This window comes from Sulfurisoma sediminicola (genome assembly GCF_003865015.1).
GTDB classification, from domain to species: Bacteria; Pseudomonadota; Gammaproteobacteria; order Burkholderiales; family Rhodocyclaceae; genus Sulfurisoma; species Sulfurisoma sediminicola.
Genome location: NZ_BHVV01000008.1, coordinates 357,034 through 377,423, shown reverse-complemented (window position 1 = coordinate 377,423; position 20,390 = coordinate 357,034). Strand labels below are relative to the sequence as shown.

Below are 20,390 nucleotides of genomic sequence, written 5' to 3'. Positions count from 1 at the left end.
GTGACATTCGTCACGACCGCCTGGGCGCAGGCACTCGATGTCATCTCGCTGCGCCATCGCACGGCGGAGCAACTCCTGCCGCAATTGCAGCCGCTGCTCGAGCCGGGCGGCATGCTGACGGGGACGGGCGACAAGCTGTTCCTGCGCGCCTCGCCCCGCAACCAGGCCGAGATCCGCCAGGCGCTCGACGCGCTCGACCGGCCGCTGCGGCGGCTGATGATCACCGTGCGCCACGGCGGCGCGGCCGAGGGCGAAAAAGTCGGCGTCGGCGGCACGGTGGTTCTCGCGCCGGGCGACAGCAGCGTGCGCGCCCGCGCCGGCGAGCGTCACACCAGCAGCCGCGAAAGCATCTCGCAGCAGGTGCAGACGGTGGAAGGCGGCCGCGCCTTCATCAACGTCGGCCGCGAGCTTGCGATCCCCTTCCGCGAGGTCGTGCTGACACCGGCCGGTGCGGTAGTGTCGCGCGGCATGACCTGGTACGACGTTGGCACCGGCTTCGAGGCCGAGCCGCGCGTCGCCGGCGAAACCGTCACCCTCGACATCAGCCCCCGCCATGACACGCAAGGCCCGGTCCCGGGCAGCGCCAACGTGCGCCGGCTGTCGACCACCGTCTCTGGGCGCTTGGGCGAATGGATCAGCCTCGGCGGCACCAGCCGCGAAAGCGCCGGCCAGAGCGTCGGCACGGTGCACTACGGCACCCGCAGCGGCCGGGAAACGCAGGAGGTCTGGCTGAAGGTCGACGAGATCAGGTAGCCCGCAGCGGCTACCGGGGCGGCTTCGCCTTGTGGTCGGCGATGGCCTTCTTCAGGTCGTCGTACTCCGGGCAGCCGAAGCGGCAGAGCCCGTCCAGGATCTTCAGGTGCTCCTCGGCCTTGGCGACGTTGCCGGCCATGAGGTAGGCTTCGCCGATGTATTCGTGCGCGCCGCGGTGCTTCGGGTCCAGGCGCAATGCCTCGCGGTAGTTCTTGAAGGCCAGGTCGAGATTGCCCGACTTGCGGTAGGCGAAGGCGAGATAGTTGTAGGCGCCGGCGTTTCCCGGCTCCTTGGCCACGACCCGGCCGAAGGCGTCGATCGCGGACTTCCAGTCCCGAGCCTCGGCCGCCCGCTTGCCGGCGGCGTAATCGGCGCTTTCGATCGCTGTCGGCGGGCTGCTCCAGCTGTCGCCGTCGGCAAACGCCGGCGCCGCGTTCAAAGCCAGGGCGAGAAACAGAGCGGTCAGCAGTTGCATGAGCCTTCTCCTGTTCGTTGCGGGTGAGGACAGTATGAACGTTCTTAAACGGGGACAGACCACGTTTTCCTGATATTCTTTCGGTCGTTCCGTTCCCCTTCAACCTACCCCCCCATGCCGCGCCGCGCCCGCATCGCCCTTCCTGGCGTTCCCCTGCACCTGATCCAGCGCGGCAACAACCGGCAGGCCTGCTTCTTCGCCGAGGACGACTGCCGGTTCTATCTCGACTGGCTGGCCGAGCACGCGCCGCGCAGTGGCTGCCAGGTGCATGCCTGGGTGCTGATGACCAACCATGTGCATCTGCTGCTGACGCCCGAGGCGGAGGACAGCGCCGGGCGGCTGATGAAGGCGCTGGGGCAGCGCTACGTGCAGTACGTCAATCGCACTTATCGCCGTTCCGGTTCGCTGTGGGAGGGACGCTTCCGTTCCTGCATCGCCGGCGAAGAGTCTTACGTGCTGGGCTGCCAGCGTTACATCGAACTCAACCCGGTGCGCGCCGGCATGGTCGAGCATCCGGCGGAATACCCGTGGTCGAGCTACCGGGCCAATGCGCGCGGCGAGGCGGGGCGGGTGCCGCTGACTCCGCATCCGCTGTATCTCGCGCTGGGTCGCGACGACGGCGAGCGTCGCGCCGCCTACCGCGAGCTGTTCCGTTACGAACTGGAGCCGGGGCTGGTCGACGAGATCCGCCGGGCCACCAACGGCAATTTTGCGCTCGGCAGCACTGCCTTCCAGCAGCAGGTGACGGCGATGCTCGGGCGGCGCGCGAGTCGCGGTGCGCCGGGACGGCGCAGGCACGGCGCGGACCCTGAATCCGGCGACCTCTTCGGGTAGAAAAACGTGGTCTGTCCCCATTTAGAGGAAGTCTTCGCCGCGGAGGGTCCGCTGGCCACGGCGATTCCCGGCTACCGCGTGCGGCCGCAGCAGCTGGAGATGGCGCAGCGCATCGAGGCGGCGATCCGCGACAACCGGGTGCTGGTGGCGGAGGCGGGCACCGGCACGGGCAAGACCTTCGCCTATCTGGTGCCGGCGCTGCGCTCGGGCGGCAAGGTGATCGTGTCGACCGGCACCAAGACGCTGCAGGACCAGCTCTTCAACCGCGACCTGCCGATGGTGCGCGACGCCCTCGGGCTGCCGATGAGCATCGCGCTGCTCAAGGGCCGCGCCAACTATGTCTGCCACTACCACCTCGATCGCGCGGCGAGCGAGGGGCGCTTCGCCAACCCGGCGGAGGTCGGCCACATCCGCACCATCGCCAAATTCGCCAGGGCGACGAAAACCGGCGACAAGGCCGAGCTCTCGGCCGTGCCCGAGGATTCGGGCGCCTGGGCGCTGGCCACCTCGACGCGCGAGAACTGCCTCGGCCAGGACTGCCCGCATCATGCGGAGTGCTTCGTACTGGCGGCGCGGCGCGAGGCGATGGTGGCCGACGTCGTCGTCGTCAATCACCATCTCTTCTTCGCCGACGTGATGCTCAAGGACGAGGGCATGGCCGAGCTGCTGCCGGCCTGCAACACGGTGATCTTCGACGAGGCGCACCAGATCCCCGACGTCGCCGGGCTGTTCTTCGGCGAGGCGGTCGGCTCGGGCCAGCTGATCGACCTCGCGCGCGACACGCGCATGGAGGCCATCGCGGGCGCCAAGGACTACGCGCCGCTGCAGGAGGCCACGCGGCTGCTGGAGAAGGCGGCGAAGGACCTGCGCCTGGCGCTGCCGCGCGAGGGGGCGCGGCTTTCGGCCGCGCAGCTCGCCGACCGCAGGCATTTCGTCGAGGCGCTGGCGGCGCTGGAGAAGGAACTCGCCGACTTCGCCCGCCATCTCGAGTCGCAGGCGGTCCGCTCGGAGGGCCTGGCCAACTGCCTCGCGCGCACCCACGAGCTGACGCTGCGGCTCAAGCACTGGCAGGCCACGGACGAGGACCCCGAGAACCCCAACATCCGCTGGGCCGACGCCGGCCAGTACGCGATCACCCTCAACCTCACGCCGCTGTCGGTGGCGAAGATATTCAGGCGGCAACTCGAGGGCCATCCGCGCGCCTGGATCTTCACCTCGGCGACGCTGGCGGTCGGCAGCGACTTCAGCCACTACCGCGGCGAACTTGGGCTCGACGACGCCGACAGCGGCTGCTGGGGCAGCCCCTTCGACTACGAGGCCCATGCGCTGCTCTACAGCCCGCAGCACCTGCCCGACCCCAACGATCCGCACTACAACGAGGCCGTGGTCGAAGCGGTGTGGCCGGCGATCCAGGCGTCGGGCGGCCGCGCCTTCGTGCTGTGCACCTCGCTGCGCGCGATGCGCCGCATCCACGAGTTGCTGAAGGAGCGCATCGACTTCGACGGCGCCGACATGCCGGTGCTGCTGCAGGGCGAAGGCTCGAAGACCGAGCTGCTCGAGCGCTTCCGCCGGCTCGGCAATGCCGTGCTGGTGGCGAGCCAGAGCTTCTGGGAGGGCGTGGACGTGCGCGGCGAGGCGCTGTCGCTGGTGGTGATCGACAAGCTGCCCTTCGCGCCGCCCGACGACCCGGTGCTGGCCGCGCGCATCGAGCACCTGAAGCAGCAGGGCCGCAACGCCTTCTTCGAGTACCAGTTGCCGCGCGCGGTGATCAGCATGAAGCAGGGCGCCGGCCGGCTGATCCGCGACGAGACGGACCGCGGCGTGTTGATGATCTGCGACCCGCGCCTGGTCGGGAAGTCCTACGGCAAGCGTGTCTGGCGCTCACTGCCGCCGATGCGGCGCACGCGCGAGATCGGCGACGTCGAGGCCTTCTTCAAGGATTGAGCGGCGTGTCGCCGGCGCCGAGGTAGGGCGCGATGTCGACCGCGTCGATCTGATCCGGCCGCAGGAATTTCTCCGCGTATTCGCGGTAGACGCCGGCGCGCAGGAAGAGGTCGAAGAGATCGGGGTCGATGTGCTGCTTGCGCTTCATGTCGGCCATGATCGCGATCGCCTGCGACAGCGTCTTGCCCTTCTTGTAGGGACGATCGATGGCGGTCAGCGCCTCGAAGATGTCGGCGATGGCCAGCATGCGCGCCATCGGGCTCATCTGCTCGCGCGTCAGGCCGCGCGGATAGCCGCTGCCGTCCATCTTCTCGTGGTGGCCGCCGGCGATTTCCGGCACCTGCCGCAGGTGTTTGGGGAAGGGCAGCTGCGAGAGCATGACCAGCGTCTGCACGATGTGCTCGTTGATCTTGTAGCGTTCCTCCTCGCTCAGCGTGCCGCGCTCGACCGCCAGGTTGTGGAGCTCGCCGCGATCGTAGAGCAGGCGCGGCACCTTCATGCGGAAACCCCAGCGCGGGTCCTCGCCGATGCGATCCTGCGGCTGCCGCTCGATGGCATGGTCGGGCCGGTCCGCCAGCAGCGGCTCGATCGCCGGCGGCGCGGCGGGCGGGGTGCGCGCCTTGCGCTCCCTCTCCTCGTGCGAGAGGCCGATGCGGTCGTCGAGCGTGCGCGTCCAGGTGCGCGCGGCGATGGCCGCGAGGCGCGCGACGGCGTCGGACGCGAGGAATTCGCCGCCCTCGTTGCAGGCGGCGAGGAAGGCGAAGTCGTCGTCGAGCGCCTGGTGCTCGGCCGCCATGCGGTCCCGCGCCGCCGGGGCATCCGCGCCGGATGCGATCGCCTCGAGGCAGGCGATCTCGGCGTCGCGCTTGAGGACCTCGAAGCGCATGCGCACCTCGTGGATGCGGTCGCTGATGGTCTCCAGCTTGGTCGCCTTGTCGACCACGTAGTCCGGGGTGGTCACCTTGCCGCAGTCGTGCAGCCAGGCGGCGACATGCAGGGCCTCCCAGCCCTTGTCGTCGAGGCGGAAATCGGCGAAGGGACCGCGGGTCTCGGCGCAGGCGGCGGCTGCCAGCATCTTGGCCAGTTCGGGCACCCGCGCGCAGTGGCCGCCGGTGTAGGGGCTCTTGGCGTCGATCGCGCCGGCGAGGAGCTCGATCAGGGCCTGGAACAGTTCCTTCTGCGCCTTGATCAGCTCGCGCGCTTCGAGCGAGGTCGCGGCCGAGCCGGACAACGCGCTGACGAAGGAGAGCTGATCGTCGCCGATCGGCGCGTGGCGCAGCAGCAGCATCACGCCTACCAGGTGACGCTGGCGGTTCAACAGCGGCACGGCGACGGCGTGGCGCGCGGTGGTTTCCTGCAACACGCCGTCGAGCCCAACGCCAGCGATGTCCGCGGCTTCGAGCACGCCGACCTGCGCCGCGCCGGAGCGCACTGCGCGGCCGATCAGCGGGCCGGCATCGGCGCGCGACAGTGGCAGCAGCGTGTCCATGAGACTGGTGCCGTCGGCGCGCGCTGCCGCCACCGGGATGAGGCCGTCGCGGTCGCTGAGGTAGAGGACGGCGGCGTCGGCAGTGGCGGCGGCCAGGGTTTCGCCGAGCAGCATGGGCAGCAGCCGTTCGAAGTTCTCCTCGGCGGCGACGGCCTGGCTCAGGTCGAGGAAGCGGCGGATGGCGCGCCGCATCGCATCCATGGTGAGGCCGAGCGCATTGACTTCCGCGATCGGCGAATCGGCCTGGACCGCATGCGAAAAATCGAAGCGCCGGATCGCCTCGGCCTCGCCGGCGAGGGCGCGCAGCGGCCGCGAGACGATGCGGGCGAAGCCCCAGGCGATGGGGATCGCCAGCAGCATGACGAGGCCGGCGACGAGCAGCGTCGTCCGGCGGAGTTCGAAGGCGGCGGCGAGCAGCTCGCGGTCGGGAATCGCCGTCACCAGGCAGAGGGGCGGCGCCCCTTCGACTAGCACGGGAATCAGGGTCACGCGCCAGTCGCCGTCCGCCAGCTCCAGGTGCAGCGTGCGCGGCTCCCTGCCCGTCATGCGCTCGATTTCCGGGCCGAGTCCGGCGACCGCCGGCAGGCCCAGGTCCTGCATGTGCATCAGGCGGGCCGTGCCGTCGGCCGCGACGGCCACGGGGCGCTCGATGCCGTCGTGGGCGATCACCAGGCCGCGCGGGCTTACCAGCATCACGCGGCTGCCCGGAGTCACCTTTTGCCGGGCGAGGCTCGCATTCATCGTCTCCAGCAGGATGTCGCTGGCGGCCACCGCGCGGCCGTTGGGCGAGCGCATCGCCAGCGTCGTGCCGACCTTCTGGGTGGAAAAGAAGAGATAGGGCGGGCTGATCACCCGGCCCCGCGCCGACGCCATGGCCTTGGCGAACCACTCGCGGCTGCGCGGATCGTAGCTCGCGGCATAGTCCGGACGATCGTCGTCGCGCAGGACCTCGAGCGTCGGGCCAAGGTAGAGGAAGCGGCCGCGTCCCGCGCTGCGCTCGATGCTCTGCAGCAGGTAGGCGGCGTCGTCCGGCGCGTCGGTGGCGCTGCGCGCGGCGGCATCGTGCAGCCGCCGCAGCAGAAAGACGTCGCCCGTGTCGTAGCCGACATAGAGCGCGGACACGGCATCCGAGTTGCTCAGCATCTCGCGCATCAGGGCCAGCCGCTGCCGGCGTTGCGCCAGGGTCGTGGCATCGCCCAGGGCGTCGAAGGCGAGCATGGACACGGCCATTTCGGCAGGGCCGACGATGCGCTGCAGTTCGCCCAGGGTTTCGCGGCCGATGCGCTGCGTGAGTTCGACGGCGCTGGCCTCCAGCAACTCGCGCGCCGCCTTGTAGCCAAAGGCCCCGATGAGCCCGCCGGCGAGCAGGATCAGCAGCAGGGACAGGGTCGCGATGTAGAGGTGCAGGGGGAACTGGCGTTTCATGGCAAGGCGCTGCAAGCCGTGGATGTCCCGGTCGGCAGCCCCATCTTAGCCGAGACCGAAGCCGCGGGCGCGGGTTAAACTTGGCCGCGATGATCACATCCTCCTTCCTTCCCGAGGCCCTGCTGGCCGAGCGTCCGCATCTGTTCTCCGCTGCCGCGGTGCCGGTCGCGGCCGCCGATCTCGCCCGCATGGCCGAGCTGATCGCCGCCGTCGAGCGCGTGGTGGCGCTGCCGCAGTGGCGCGAACGTGCGGCAAATATCGGCACCCCAGGGGTACTTCCTGCGGGGCGCGGTGGCGACACGGCGGCAGGCGTCTTCATGGGCTACGACTTCCACCTTACCGACGCCGGGCCGCAACTCATCGAGATCAACACCAACGCCGGCGGCGGCCTGCTGGCCGTGGCGCAGGCCGGTGGCGACGAGGTGCTCGATGCCTACGTCGCGATGTTCCGCGCCGAGTGCGGGGCGAAGGCGCTCAAGGCGCTGGCCATCGTCGACGAGCGACCGGAGACGCAGTACCTCTATCCCGAGTTCCTCGCCTTCCGCGAGCTGTTCGCGCGCCACGGCATCGCGGCCGTGATCTGCGATCCGACCGACCTGCTGCTCTGCCACGGCAGCCTGTGGCACGAGGAGACGCGCCTCGACCTCGTGTACAACCGCGTCACCGACTTCGCGCTGGCGCAGGACGCCAACGTCGTGCTGAAGGAAGCCTGGTTGCAGGGTGCCGCGGCGGTGACGCCGAATCCTCGCCACCACGCGCTCTACGCCGACAAGAGGAATCTCGTCGCGCTGACCGACGATGGCCTGCTCGCGGGCTGGGGCGTCGATGCCGACACCCGCCGCGTGCTCGCCGCCGGCATCCCGCGCACCGAGATCGTCGAAGCCGCGCGCGGCGAAGACTTCTGGGTGCGGCGCAAGCAGCTGTTCTTCAAGCCGGCCGCCGGCTTCGGCTCGCGCGCGGCCTACCGCGGCGACAAGCTGACCAAGCGCGTGTTCGAGGAGATCCTCGCCGGCGACTACGTCGCCCAGGCGCTGGCACTGCCGTCCGCGGTGGCCGTCGAGGTCGATGGCGAAATGACCGAACTCAAGGCCGACATCCGCAACTACGCCTATCGTGGCGCCGTGCAGTTCGTCGCCGCCCGGCTCTACCAGGGACAGACCACGAATTTCCGCACGCCCGGCGGTGGTTTTGCCCGGGTGGTCGAGGCTTCGCGATGAAAGTTTTCGGCTTTGCGGGCTACTCCAACGCGGGCAAGACCACGCTGATCGAGGCGCTGATCGCGCGCTTCGTCGCGCGGGGGCTGCGTGTCTCGCTCATCAAGCACGCCCATCACGGCTTCGACATCGACCGTCCGGGCAAGGATTCCTTTCGCCACCGCGAGGCGGGGGCGGCCGAGGTGATGCTGGTCTGCGACAAGCGCTGGGCGATCATGCACGAGCTGCGCGACGAGCCGGAACCCGACCTCGAGCAGCAGCTCGCCCGGCTCGCCCCCTGCGACCTGGTGCTGATCGAGGGCTACAAGAGCAATGCCGTGCCCAAGATCGAGGTGCATCGGCCCGCCAACGGCAAACCCTTCATCTGGCCCGAAAATCCGAGTATCGTCGCCGTCGCCAGCGACGTGGCCGTGGCCGGGCCGCTGCCCTGGCTCGATCTCAACGACCGCGCGGCGATCGCCGCCTTCGTCCTCAACGCCACCGGACTGTCATGAACAAGAACCTGCTGAGTTTCGACGAAGCCCTGGAGCGCCTGCTCGCCGCGGCGCGGCCGGTCGCCGAAATCGAGCAGGTGCCGCTGCTCGAAGCCGACGGTCGCGTGCTCGCCGCGCCCCTGGTCGCCACGCTCGACGTGCCGCCGCTCGACAACAGCGCGATGGACGGCTACGCGCTGCGCTGTTCCGACGTGCTGGCCGCCGGCGCGCGGCTGGCGGTGACGCAGCGCATTCCCGCCGGCAGCGTCGGCCACCGCCTCGAGCCGGGCACCGCCGCCCGCATCTTCACCGGCGCGCCCGTACCCGAAGGCGCCGACGCCGTGGTGATGCAGGAACGCTGCGAACGACACGGCGACGACGTCGTCGTCAACCACGTGCCGCGCGAGGGCGAGAACATCCGCGGCCGCGGCGAGGACATCGCCGCCGGCAGCACCATCCTCGCCGCGGGCACGCGCCTCACGCCGCAGGCGCTGGGGCTGGCCGCCTCGATCGGCTTGCCGCTGGCGCCGACTTTCCGCCGTTTGCGCATCGCGCTGTTCTTCACCGGGGACGAACTGGCCATGCCGGGCGAGCCGCTGAAGCCCGGCGCGATCTACAACTCCAACCGTTACGTGCTGCGCGCCGCGCTCGAGCGGCTCGGCTGCGCCGTCACCGACCTCGGCATCGTGCCCGATACGCTGGTGGCCACGCGCGAGGCGTTGCGGCGGGCGGCCGCCGTGTCGGATCTCATCGTCACCTCGGGCGGCGTCTCGGTCGGCGAGGAGGACCACGTCAAGCCCGCGGTCGAGGCCGAGGGCGAACTCGGCCTGTGGAAGCTGGCGATCAAGCCGGGCAAGCCGCTGGCCTTCGGCCGCATCGCCACGGACGGCGGCGGTGCCGACTTCATCGGCCTGCCGGGCAATCCGGTGTCGAGCTTCGTCACCTTCCTCATCCTGGTGCGGCCCTTCATCCTCAAGCGCATGGGCGCGACAGAGTGCCTGCCGCAGCGCATCGCGTTGACGGCAGGCTTCGACTGGCCGCGGCCGGATGCGCGGCGCGAGTTCCTGCGCGTCAGGCTGGCCGCGGACGGCCGCCTCGAACTCTTCCCCAACCAGGGCTCCGGCGTGCTGACATCGACGGTCTGGGCCGGCGGCCTGGTCGACAATCCGGCCGCGCATGCGGTGCGACCCGGCGACACGGTGCAGTACATCCCCTACGGAGACATCCTGTGAAGGTGCTCTATTTCGCCAGCCTGCGCGAGGCTCTCGGTACTGGCGGCGAGGATCTCGCGCTGCCGGCGGGCATTGCCACCGTCGGGGCGCTGCGCGACCACTTCGCCGCGCGCGGCGGCGCCTGGGCCGCGCTGACGCAGACGAAGAACCTGCGCTGCGCCGTCAATCAGCGCATGGTCGGCTTCGATGCCGCGGTGAGCGACGGCGACGAAGTGGCGTTCTTCCCGCCGGTGACCGGAGGCTGATGCCATGACGGTTTCCGTCCAGCAGGCCGACTTCGACGTCGGCGCGGAAATTGCGGCGCTCGGCGGAGACGGCATCGGCGCGGTCGCGAGTTTCGTCGGCCTGGTGCGTGCCGACAAGGTCAGTGCGAACGATGCGGACGCGGTGCGGGCGATGACGCTCGAACACTATCCGGCCATGACGCAAAGCGCGCTCGAGGACATCGTGGCGCAGGCGCGCGCCCGCTGGGACCTGCTCGGCGTGCGGGTGATCCACCGCGTCGGCCGCCTGCTGCCGGGGGATCGCATCGTCTTCGTCGGCGTGGCCTCGAGCCATCGCCACGACGCCTTCGCCGCCTGCGAGTTCATCATGGACTACCTGAAGACCCGGGCACCGTTCTGGAAACGCGAGGAAACTGCCGGCGGCGCGCGCTGGGTCGATGCGCGCGAGTCGGACGACGCCGCGCTGGGCCGCTGGAGCAAAGGCGAATAAACCGCGGCAGCTTCGCCGCCGGGTCCCGCCAGGGGACTTCCTCCGGTCGCCGCCCCAAGGCGAAGCGGTGGGCCCGCAAAGCGGGCATCCGTGACGAAACTTGCCCGAAGCGCCCCATAACGATCGAGCGGAGCGAGCACGCGGGCTCCCCCGCCGGAGGGCGGGGGCGGGGGGTGGGAACCTTACTTCTTCTTGCCGCCCTTGGCCGCGTCGTTCATGGTGGTGAACGAGGCCGCCGAGGCCTTGGCGATCTGGTCGAAGGCGCTGTTGGCCGTGGCCATCGCCTGCTGCATGTTCTCCATCACGTTGGCGTTCTGGCCGGGCAGGGCCTTGAAGAAGGACTGGAAGGCTTCCATCAGGTCGTGGCTGCCCGAGGCCAACTGCTCGGTCAGCATGCGCGAGAACTCGGTGCGGGCCTCGTTGCCAACCTCGGCGATCCGTTGTGCGGTTTCCATCATGCGCTGCGCCGTTTCCTGCGCGTACTGGGTGCGCAGGCCGAGAACCTCCTGCGGCACCTTGGCCGTGCCCTGCGCCTTGGCATTCTCGACGCTGCTCTGGAACAGCTCGCGCGCCAGCTCCGACTGCAAGGCCATGATTTTCTGAGAATTTTCTATTGAAAGCTGGGCCAGTCGCATGGCTGCTTCCATGTTCTTGCGGTGCAATTCACTGAACTGCTCGACTTTATTGCTCATAACTCCCTCCCGTCTTGGCCGTTTCCAAAATTGGAACTTAGCACCGATCACTTACGGCGCTCTGACCCATGTCAAGCATTTTGCCACTTTGAAGCGGCTGGCGGTGGCGCGAACGCCGTTCGCTCAACTGCAGACCCGGTTGCGTCCGAGCGTCTTGGCATCGTATAGCTTGCGGTCGGCGGCCGCAATGAGTTCGGCGACGTCGGCCCGCTCGTCGGGGACGCGGCCGGCCACGCCGGCCGACAGGGTGACGATGCTGCTGTCGTCACCGGTCGCCTGGGGTATGCGCTGTTCGGCCAGGGCCTCGCGCATGCGCTCGGCGATCCGGACGGCACCGGCGGGGTCGGTTTCCGGCAGGATGACCGCGAATTCCTCGCCGCCGTAGCGGGCGACCAGGTCGCCGGGACGCGAGAGATTGGCGGCGAGCGTGGCGGCGATCGTGATGAGGCAGATGTCGCCTGCGCCGTGGCCGAAATGATCGTTGAAGGCCTTGAAGTGATCGACGTCGATCATGATCAGCGACAGCGGCAGGCCGCTGCGCTGGCAGCGGCGCCATTCGGCGGCGAGTTTCTCGTCGAAGCGGCGGCGGTTGGAGATGTCGGTCAGGCTGTCGATGTTGGCCAGCGACTCGAGCAGGTCCGCCTTCAGCTTGAGCGCCAGGTGGTTGCGCACGCGCGCCCGCACCACGGGCAGGTTGAAGGGCTTGGCGATGTAGTCGACGGCCCCCAGCATCAGGCCGCGCTCCTCGTCGGCGACATCGTCCTTGGCCGTGACGAAGACGACCGGGATGTGGCGCGTGGCGGGATTGGCCTTGAGCCGGCGGCAGACCTCGAAACCATCCATCGCCGGCATCATCACGTCGAGCAGCACCAGGTCCGGCTGGGGCCAGGCCTGGGCGACGGCGAGCGCGTCGCGGCCGTTGGTGGCCACCTTGATCCGGTATTGCCTGCGCAGGGCCTCCGCCAGCACCTGGATGTTGGTGGGGACGTCGTCGACGATCAGGATGGAGGCTGGCGTGGTTTGGCTCATGGCTTCGCCTCCAGCGCCTGCTGCAGCTCCTGCAGCAACTGGCATGCGCGCGCGTAGTCGTAGCGCATGAGGGCGCTCTCGAATTGTCCGAACGGCGCCAGCGCCGGTGCGGGGATGATCCCGCGCAGGGAGGCGAGTTCCTCGACCGGGATGAATTCATGTTCGGCCAGCCGTTCCTCGAGCCGGCGCAGCCGCTCGCCGAGGCGGGACAGCTGCTCCGCCGTCGGCGGCGCGCCCGCCTCGCCGGGCAGGGCGTCGCGGCGGATCCAGCGTCGCAGCATCTCGATCAGCGTTACGGGGTCGAGCGGCTTGGCCAAGTGATCGTTCATGCCCGCGGCGATGCAGTCGTCGCGATCCTTGACCATGGCCGAGGCGGTGAGGGCGATGATCGGCAGCCGGGCCCAGGCCGGGTTCCGGCGAATGCGGCGGGTGGCGGCCAGGCCATCCATCTCCGGCATCTGCAGATCCATCAGGATCAGGTCGAACTCCGACCGTTCCAGCTGCTCGAGCGCTTCGCCGCCATGACCGGCGACGGTGCAGGCGATTCCGGCTTTGTCGAGGAAGCCCTTGGCGACCTGCCGATTGACCGGGTTGTCCTCGACCAGCAGCACGCGTGCGCCGGCCACCGGCCCGGCGATGGCCGCCAGGTCGACGTTGCCGGCGGCGTTTCTCGGCAGCGGCGACACGGTGACGCCGGGCGTATCGAAGCAGATCTGCACGCGGAAGGTACTGCCCTGGCCGGGGATACTCGCGACCGTGATGTCGCCATGCATGAGATGCACTAGGCTGCGACTGATCGACAGGCCCAGGCCGGTGCCGCCGAAGCGGCGGGTGATCGATCCGTCGGCCTGGACGAAAGGCTGGAACAGGTGACGCAGCTGATCCGGCGCGATGCCGATGCCGCTGTCCGTCACCGAAAGTTCGAGCCGGGCGCATTCGCCATCGCGTCCCTGCAGGCGTGCACCGATACCCACGCTGCCGCTGCCGGTGAATTTGACGGCGTTGCCGACCAGGTTGTTCAGTATCTGGCCGAGCCGTACCGGATCGCCGAGGAGCCGCAGCGGCACGTCGGCGGCGATGTCGAGCGTGAGCGCCACGCCCTTGGCCTCGGCGCCGCTGCGATAGAGTTCGAGCGTGCTTTCGAGCACTTCGTCGAGCCGGAATTCGGTGCGCTCGATCTGCATCCGCCCGGCCTCGATCTTCGAGTAGTCGAGGATGTCGTTGAGGATGGCCAGCAGCGACCGCGAGGCGCCGAAGATCTTGCGCAGGTAGTCCTGCATCCCGGGGTCGCGCGCCTCGTCCAGGCCGAGCTGCGACAGGCCGATGATCGCGTTCATCGGCGTGCGGATCTCGTGGCTGACGTTGGCGAGGAAGTCGCTCTTGGTGCGGTTGGCCGCTTCGGCACCCTCCTTGGCCAGTTCCAGCTCGGTGACGTCGACGCGGAAGCTGACGATGAAATTGTCCGGCGTCCTGTGCTCGATCACCTTGAGGAAGCGCCCGTTGTCGAGTTGCTGCACCGGACTGATGTCGCTGCGGCCGTGCGCGGCCAGGCGCTCCGCCACCCAGGCATCGATGCGGCCGATGGCGTCGGGGTAGAGGCCGCGCTCGGCGCCGCCGCGGATGATCTGCTCGAAGCGGGCGCCCTCGACGATCAGGTCGGCGGAGCTGTCGTAGATCTCGCGGTACTTCTCGTTGCAGAACACCAGGCGATCGTCGGCGTCGTAGAGCGCGAAGCCCTCGTCGATGGCGTCGATGGCGGTGCGCAGGATCTGTTCGCTCTGGCGCTGCGCTTGCTCGGCGCGGATGCGGGCGGTGATGTCGGCGGCATAGATCACCGCGCGGTCGATCTCGCCCCGTTCGTTGCCGAAGGGGAAGATCGAGACGTCGAAGGCGTAAGCGCCGCGGCGGTCGCTGAAGGCGACCGGCCGGCCGCCATCGATCGCCGCCGCGATCCGCTGCATGCGCCTGGCACCGCGATCCTCCGGCACGATGTCGCGCAGGCTCTTCCCTTCCATGGTGCTGCGCGTGAGGCCGAGGCGGCGGCAGGCCGTTTCGTTGGCGAGCAGCACCGTGCCGTCGCGATGTACGATGATGAAGCTCTCCTGCACCGAGTCCAGCGCCGCCAGCAGGTTGCGCTGCACCTCGCCCAGCGTGCGCTGCGTGTCCACCCGCTCGGTGATGTCCTGTACCGTGCCGAGCGCGCTGACCGCCTGGCCGTCGGCCGCGAAGGTCAGTTCCGCCCGCTCGTGCACCCAGCGCGTCCGTCCCTCGGCGACGATGCGGTGCACGATGTCGTAGGGCGCGCCGGCGATGGCCTTCTGCCAGCGGTCGAGCACGCTCTCGCGATCGTCCGGATGCAGCACGGCGACGAAATCGTCGAGCGTCAGCGTCTTGCCCGGCGGCACGCCGAAGATGCGGTAGGTCTCGTCCGACCAGCGCAGTTCGTTGCCGGGAATGTCGAGCGACCAGCTGCCGACATGGGCGACCTCCTGCGCCTTCTTGAGGTCGCGGGCGGTGCGCTCGCGTTCCTGTTCCGCCGCCACCTGCGCGCTGATGTCGGTATGGGTGCCGATGAGGCGTACGGGCCTGCCGTCGCCATCGCGCTCGATGACCATGCCGCGGTCGAGAATCCACAGATAGTGGCCGTCCTTGTGACGCACGCGGTGGCGGCTCTCGTAGACCGGGGCGCGGCCCTCGATGTGATCCGCCACGGTGGCCAGGGTCTCATCGAGGTCGTCGGGGTGGACGCGCGACTTCCATTCATCGAGGCCGTCGCCGATCTCCTCGTCGGCATGGCCGAGCATGGCCTTCCAGCGGTGGGAGAAGAAGACCCGATCGCTGCGCACGTCCCAGTCCCAGACGCCCTGGGCCGAGCCCTCGAGGGCGAATTCCCAGCGCTGTTCCGACTGCGTCAGCGCGGTCAGGGCCCGTTCCGACTCGCGGCGGCGGCGCTGGGCGACGACGAGCAGATAGGCGACCAGCAGGGTGGCGATGGCGAGGAGGTTGCCGCGGATCGCCAGGAGGCGATGCCAGACCGCCAGGACCTCGTCGGCCCGGCGGGAGACGATCACAGACAGGCCGGTATCGAGCACACCGCGGAAGACGGCGTAGCGGTCCGCGCCGTCGATCGGCGAGACATGCCGGCTCCTTGCGGTGGCCTGCATCGAGTCCACGTAGGTGCGGAAGGCGCCGGAATTGGCGTCGATGGCCGGCACGTCCTGCAGCGGCAGGCTATGCAGCACGTCGCCGTGCGTATTGACCAGCGCCGCGCTGCCGCTGTCGCCGCTGGGCAGGATGCCGCGCAGCAGGGTGTCGAAGTAACGTGGGTCGATGGTCGCCGCAGCCACGCCGGTGAAGTTCCCGCGTTCGTCGTAGGTGGCGCGCGAGAGGACGATGACGCGGGCGCCGGTGACGCCGATGAAGGGGCGCGAAATGAAATAGCGGTTGCGTTCGACGCTGTCGCGGGGCAGGGTGAAGTATTCGCGGGAGGAGGCGTCGAGGTGCTTGATCGCGTGATCGGTCACGGCGTCGACGTGGCCGCTCGCGTCGATGCTCAGCAGCACGCGGATCTCGGGAAAGGGGCGCATGCGCGCGGCCATCGCCTGCTCGAGGTCGACCAGCCGGGCGGCGCCGGGTCTGGCGGGCAGGGCGCGTCGATCCTCGCCGACCTGCTGCAGCACCAAGTCGATCAGGCGCAGCGACGACAGCAGCTGGGATTCGGCGCTGCGCGCCTGGTCGTCGAGGTGGCGGTATTCCTCGCGGCTGATCCTTTGGTACTGGTCGACGGTATCCCAGGCCAGGAAGATCACGACGGAGACCAGCAGCAGCGTCGACACCGCCCACAGCGGGGGCTGCCGGCGGGCAAGAGTGGCCGGCGGAGTCTGGGGGGACGTGGTCACGGGCGGGCTTCTGGACTGGCGTCGGGGGTAGCGCCAAACATATCACTTTCGGCCTAGGCGGGGGCGTCGATGGCTTGAAATTGCCCACCATCGCCCAACCTAGGTGAAAACGCTAACGCGGAAAGGGTTTTCCATGCGCTTCGACAAATTCACCACCAAGTTCCAGCAGGCCGTCGCCGACGCCCAGAGCCTCGCCATCGGCCACGACAACCAGATGATCGAGCCGCAGCACCTGCTGCTGGCGCTGCTCAACCAGGACGACGGCGGCACCGCCTCGCTGCTCGCCCGGGCGGGCGTCAATGTCGCGCCGCTGAAGAAGGCGCTCGACGCCGCCATCGACCGCCTGCCGCAAGTGGAGGGCACCGGCGGCGAGGTCACCATCGGCCGCGACCTGGGCAACCTGCTCAACCTCGCCGACAAGGAGGCGCAGAAGGCGGGCGACGCCTTCATCGCCTCCGAGATGTTCCTGCTGGCGCTGACCCAGGACAAGGGCGAGACCGGGCGCCTGCTCAAGGAGCACGGCCTGTCGCGCCCCGCGCTGGAGCAGGCCATCGCTGCCGTGCGCGGCGGCCAGAACGTCGGTTCGCAGGAGGCGGAAGGCCAGCGCGAGGCGCTCAAGAAGTACTGCCTCGACCTCACCGACCGGGCCCGCCAGGGCAAGCTCGACCCCGTGATCGGCCGCGACGACGAGATCCGCCGGGCCATCCAGATCCTGCAGCGCCGCACCAAGAACAACCCGGTGCTGATCGGCGAGCCCGGCGTGGGCAAGACCGCCATCGTCGAGGGCCTCGCGCAGCGCATCGTCAACGGCGAGGTGCCGGAGACGCTGAAGGACAAGAAGGTTCTCGTGCTGGACATGGCGGGCCTGCTGGCCGGCGCCAAGTACCGCGGCGAGTTCGAGGAGCGGCTGAAGGCCGTGTTGAAGGAGGTTGCCCTCGACGAGGGCCGCATCATCCTCTTCATCGACGAGCTGCACACCATGGTCGGCGCCGGCAAGGCCGAGGGTGCCATCGACGCGGGCAACATGCTGAAGCCCGCGCTGGCGCGCGGCGAACTGCACTGCATCGGCGCCACCACGCTGAACGAGTACCGCAAGTACATCGAGAAGGACGCCGCGCTCGAGCGCCGCTTCCAGAAGGTGCTGGTGGACGAACCCAGCGTCGAGGCGACCATCGCCATCCTGCGCGGCCTGCAGGAAAAATACGAAATCCACCACGGCGTGGACATCACCGACCCGGCCATCGTCGCCGCGGCAGAGTTGAGCCACCGCTACATCACCGACCGCTTCCTGCCGGACAAGGCCATCGACCTCATCGACGAGGCGGCGTCCCGCATCAAGATGGAGATCGACTCCAAGCCGGAGGCGATGGACAAGCTCGACCGCCGCCTGATCCAGCTGAAGATCGAGCGCGAGGCGGTGCGCAAGGAAAAGGACGAGGCTTCGAAGAAGCGCTTCGAGCTGATCGAGGAGGAGATCGCCAAGCTGGCGAAGGAATATTCCGACCTCGAAGAAATCTGGAAGGCCGAGAAGGCGCAGGTGCAGGGCACGCAGCACATCAAGGAAGAGATCGAGAAGCTGCGGACGCAGATTGCCGACCTGCAGCGCAAGGGCCAGTACGACAAGCTGGCCGAACTGCAATACGGCAGGCTGCCGCAGCTCGAAGCCCAACTGACGGCCGCCGAAAAAATTTCCGAAGGAACGCAGAGCGCCGGCGCCGGCGATGCGGCGAAGCCCAACAAGCTGCTGCGCACCCAGGTCGGCGCCGAGGAGATCGCCGAGGTGGTGTCGCGCGCTACCGGCATTCCCGTCTCGAAGATGATGCAGGGCGAGCGCGAAAAACTGCTGAAAATGGAAGACAAGCTGCACGGCCGCGTGGTCGGGCAGGACGAGGCCGTGCGCCTGGTGGCCGACGCCATCCGCCGCTCGCGCGCCGGGCTTTCCGACGAAAACCGTCCCTACGGCTCCTTCCTCTTCCTCGGCCCGACGGGCGTGGGCAAGACCGAGCTGTGCAAGACCCTGGCCGAGTTCCTGTTCGACTCGGAGGAACACCTGATCCGCATCGACATGAGCGAGTTCATGGAGAAGCACTCGGTGGCGCGGCTGATCGGCGCGCCGCCCGGCTATGTCGGCTACGAGGAGGGCGGCTACCTGACCGAGCAGGTGCGCAGGAAGCCCTACAGCGTGATCCTCTTCGACGAGGTGGAGAAGGCGCACCCGGACGTGTTCAACGTGCTGCTGCAGGTGCTCGATGATGGCCGCATGACCGACGGCCAGGGCCGCACCGTGGACTTCAAGAACACGGTAATCGTGATGACCTCGAACCTCGGTTCGCAGATGATCCAGCAGATGAGCGGCGACGACTACCAGGTCATCAAGCTGGCCGTGATGGGCGAGGTGAAGACCCATTTCCGCCCCGAGTTCGTGAACCGCATCGACGAGATCGTGGTGTTCCACGCGCTCGACGAGAAGCACATCGCCAGCATCGCGAAGATCCAGCTCGGCTATCTCGAGAAGCGCCTGGTGCGCATGGACATGACGCTGAGCGTGGACGACGCGGCGCTGGCGAACATCGCCGCGGCCGGCTTCGACCCGGTGTTCGGCGCGCGGCCGCTGAAGCGGGCGATCCAGGAGCGCATCGAGAACCCGCTGGCGCGGGCCATCCTCGAAGGCCGCTTCGCCGCCAAGGACCACATCAAGGTCACGGCAAAGGCCGGCAGGATCGAGTTCGCCAAAGGCTAGGCGTTGCCGTTGCCGGGGGGCTTGTCCGGGGGCGCCCGCGTAGAATGCAGTCTTCACGAACGCCGCATCCACCCCTTGCCGCAAGGCCCTCACCGATCATGAGATTCGCCCGCCTGCTGACCGGCCTCGTCTTCGCCACCGTGGTGCCAGCGCCGACTTTCGCGGCCGCGCCGACCCTGCCGCCGCAACTCGATGCCGATGGCCAGGCCGAGTATCGTGCCTTCCTCGAGGCGCCGGCGCATCGCGCCTTCGCCGTCGCCCCTGGCAGCGCCTTCGGCTGGTCGGCCGAGAAGGGTGCCGCTACCGAGGCCGAGGCCGAGGCGCTGGCGCGTTGCCAGACCAATACCCGGCAGAAGTGCGTGCCCTACGCCGTCGACAGCCAGACGGTGTTCGATGCCAAATCCTGGCCGAAGCTGTGGGGGCCGTATGCGACGGCCGAGCAGGCGAAGCGTGCGCCGGTCGGCCGCGAGGTCGGCCAGCGTTTTCCCGATCTGGCCTTCGCCGCGGCGGGCGGCGCGAAGAAGAGCGTCAGCGGGCTGCGCGGCAAGGTGACCATCCTGCACTTCTGGGGCTCGTGGTGCGGCCCCTGCCGGCGCGAGATGCCCGACCTGCAGAAGCTCTACGAGCGCATCCATTCCCGCAGCGATGTCGCGCTGGTGCTGCTGCAGACGCGCGAGCGCTTCGACGTGTCGCAACGCTGGGCCAGCGGCCAGAACATCAAGTTGCCGCTGTTCGATTCCGGCTCGACCGGCGAGGGCGACGACCACTTCCAGATCGCCGGCGGCGCGAAGATCCGCGACCGCGAGATCGCCGCGCGTTTCCCGACCACCTACGTCGTCGACAAGAACGGCGTGGTGGTGTTCGCCAACGTCGGCCCGGTGCACGACTGGCGCCAGTACGAGCCCTTCATCCTCGACGCGGCGGCACGATCGGGCAAGTAGGGCGCTGCAAACCATCCGCAAGGAGGCGTGACCATGAAGACACCGAAGACATCGCTGGTTGCCGTGCTGCTGGCGCTGGCCGTGCCACCGGCCGTGGCCGGCGGCTCGCTGGCGGACTACGATCCGCCGCTGACCCCCGAACTGCGCGAACGGCTGGCGCAGGCGGATCTGGCGGCGGGGGCGCGATTTTTCGAGCGCAAGTGTTCGCAGTGCCACGACGGCACCAGGGACGGCGCCCACGCCAAGGGGCCCCTCCTGTGGAACGTGTTTGGGCGCAAGGCCGGCACGATCGCGGGCTTTGTGTTTTCAGACGCGATGCGCAAGTCGGGTCACACCTGGAACTTCGCGACGCTCGACTATTACCTGGCCGATACCGAGGTCGCCGTTCCGGGCAAGGCCATGGACTTCGTCGGCATCCCGGACGCGAAGCTGCGCGCCGCGGTGGTCGCCTACGTGCGCACCCTGAACGACGCGCCACCGCCGCTGCCCTAGGGCGGCGGACAACAAGGCGAAAAAAACGGCCCCGGGGGTTTCCC

Annotated in this window: 16 protein-coding genes; 11 read left to right on the top strand and 5 right to left on the bottom strand. The window is 68.9% G+C overall.

What is annotated here, in order from left to right:
- The gene (locus EJE94_RS13275) at nucleotides 1–753 is read left to right on the top strand and encodes a secretin N-terminal domain-containing protein (protein WP_147435840.1); all 753 of its coding nucleotides are present in this window, start codon (nucleotides 1–3) and stop codon (nucleotides 751–753) included.
- A 10-nt stretch (nucleotides 754–763) separates the two neighbouring features.
- On the opposite strand, the gene EJE94_RS13270 is transcribed toward EJE94_RS13275, so the two are convergent.
- Nucleotides 764–1,228: a tetratricopeptide repeat protein gene (locus EJE94_RS13270; protein WP_121242872.1), complete on the bottom strand. Its 465-nt coding sequence runs from the start codon at nucleotides 1,226–1,228 to the stop codon at nucleotides 764–766.
- Nucleotides 1,229–1,342: 114 nt separating this feature from the next.
- Between EJE94_RS13270 and EJE94_RS13265 the strand changes: the two genes are divergently transcribed.
- Together EJE94_RS13265 and yoaA are read left to right on the top strand one after the other, a co-directional pair.
- Nucleotides 1,343–2,062: a transposase gene (locus tag EJE94_RS13265; protein ID WP_121242870.1), complete on the top strand. Its 720-nt coding sequence runs from the start codon at nucleotides 1,343–1,345 to the stop codon at nucleotides 2,060–2,062.
- Nucleotides 2,063–2,068: 6 nt separating this feature from the next.
- Nucleotides 2,069–4,006, top strand: coding sequence for a DNA repair helicase YoaA (gene yoaA / locus EJE94_RS13260; RefSeq protein WP_243642618.1), 1,938 nt, complete (start codon nucleotides 2,069–2,071; stop codon nucleotides 4,004–4,006).
- Here yoaA and EJE94_RS15005 read toward each other — a convergent pair.
- Nucleotides 3,996–6,920: an HD domain-containing phosphohydrolase gene (locus tag EJE94_RS15005; protein WP_121242868.1), complete on the bottom strand. Its 2,925-nt coding sequence runs from the start codon at nucleotides 6,918–6,920 to the stop codon at nucleotides 3,996–3,998. The two genes, yoaA and EJE94_RS15005, sit on opposite strands and share 11 nt — an antisense overlap.
- Before the next feature lie 89 nt (nucleotides 6,921–7,009).
- On the opposite strand from EJE94_RS15005, the gene EJE94_RS13250 reads away from it, so the two are divergent.
- Genes EJE94_RS13250 through moaE form a run of 5 tightly spaced genes read left to right on the top strand, consistent with a single transcriptional unit; the run spans nucleotide 7,010 to nucleotide 10,553 of the window.
- The gene (locus EJE94_RS13250) at nucleotides 7,010–8,137 is read left to right on the top strand and encodes a hypothetical protein (RefSeq protein WP_121242866.1); all 1,128 of its coding nucleotides are present in this window, start codon (nucleotides 7,010–7,012) and stop codon (nucleotides 8,135–8,137) included.
- A complete protein-coding gene (gene mobB / locus EJE94_RS13245; protein ID WP_121242864.1) occupies nucleotides 8,134–8,628 on the top strand; it encodes a molybdopterin-guanine dinucleotide biosynthesis protein B in 495 nt (164 codons plus the stop codon). Before EJE94_RS13250 ends, mobB begins: the two co-directional genes overlap by 4 nt.
- Nucleotides 8,625–9,839 (top strand): molybdopterin molybdotransferase MoeA, encoded by a 1,215-nt coding sequence (locus EJE94_RS13240; RefSeq protein WP_121242862.1) that lies wholly within the window; start codon nucleotides 8,625–8,627, stop codon nucleotides 9,837–9,839. Before mobB ends, EJE94_RS13240 begins: the two co-directional genes overlap by 4 nt.
- A complete protein-coding gene (moaD, locus tag EJE94_RS13235; protein ID WP_121242860.1) occupies nucleotides 9,836–10,084 on the top strand; it encodes a molybdopterin converting factor subunit 1 in 249 nt (82 codons plus the stop codon). The genes EJE94_RS13240 and moaD overlap by 4 nt, the downstream gene beginning before the upstream one ends.
- A gap of 4 nt (nucleotides 10,085–10,088) precedes the next feature.
- Nucleotides 10,089–10,553 carry a molybdopterin synthase catalytic subunit MoaE gene (gene moaE / locus EJE94_RS13230; protein ID WP_121242858.1) on the top strand — a complete coding sequence of 155 codons (465 nt, stop codon included), beginning with the start codon at nucleotides 10,089–10,091 and terminating at the stop codon, nucleotides 10,551–10,553.
- Nucleotides 10,554–10,735: 182 nt separating this feature from the next.
- Here moaE and EJE94_RS13225 read toward each other — a convergent pair whose 3' ends face one another.
- From EJE94_RS13225 to EJE94_RS13215, 3 genes are all read right to left on the bottom strand, one after another.
- A complete protein-coding gene (locus EJE94_RS13225) occupies nucleotides 10,736–11,245 on the bottom strand; it encodes a phasin family protein (protein WP_121242856.1) in 510 nt (169 codons plus the stop codon).
- 123 nt (nucleotides 11,246–11,368) lie between these two features.
- On the bottom strand, nucleotides 11,369–12,274 hold the full coding sequence (locus tag EJE94_RS13220) for a diguanylate cyclase domain-containing protein (RefSeq protein ID WP_121242854.1): 906 nt from the start codon (nucleotides 12,272–12,274) through the stop codon (nucleotides 11,369–11,371).
- Nucleotides 12,271–16,173, bottom strand: coding sequence for a PAS domain-containing protein (locus EJE94_RS13215; protein ID WP_121242851.1), 3,903 nt, complete (start codon nucleotides 16,171–16,173; stop codon nucleotides 12,271–12,273). Before EJE94_RS13215 ends, EJE94_RS13220 begins: the two co-directional genes overlap by 4 nt.
- A 133-nt stretch (nucleotides 16,174–16,306) precedes the next feature.
- Here EJE94_RS13215 and clpB point away from each other — a divergent pair, with 133 nt between their 5' ends.
- From clpB to EJE94_RS13200, 3 genes are all read left to right on the top strand, one after another.
- Complete coding sequence (gene clpB, locus EJE94_RS13210; RefSeq protein ID WP_121242849.1) at nucleotides 16,307–18,913, top strand: ATP-dependent chaperone ClpB; 2,607 nt, start codon at nucleotides 16,307–16,309, stop codon at nucleotides 18,911–18,913.
- Nucleotides 18,914–19,011: 98 nt separating this feature from the next.
- Nucleotides 19,012–19,854, top strand: coding sequence for a TlpA family protein disulfide reductase (locus tag EJE94_RS13205; RefSeq protein WP_165904843.1), 843 nt, complete (start codon nucleotides 19,012–19,014; stop codon nucleotides 19,852–19,854).
- 33 nt (nucleotides 19,855–19,887) lie between these two features.
- The gene (locus EJE94_RS13200; RefSeq protein WP_121242845.1) at nucleotides 19,888–20,346 is read left to right on the top strand and encodes a c-type cytochrome; all 459 of its coding nucleotides are present in this window, start codon (nucleotides 19,888–19,890) and stop codon (nucleotides 20,344–20,346) included.
- Nucleotides 20,347–20,390: the final 44 nt, after the last annotated feature.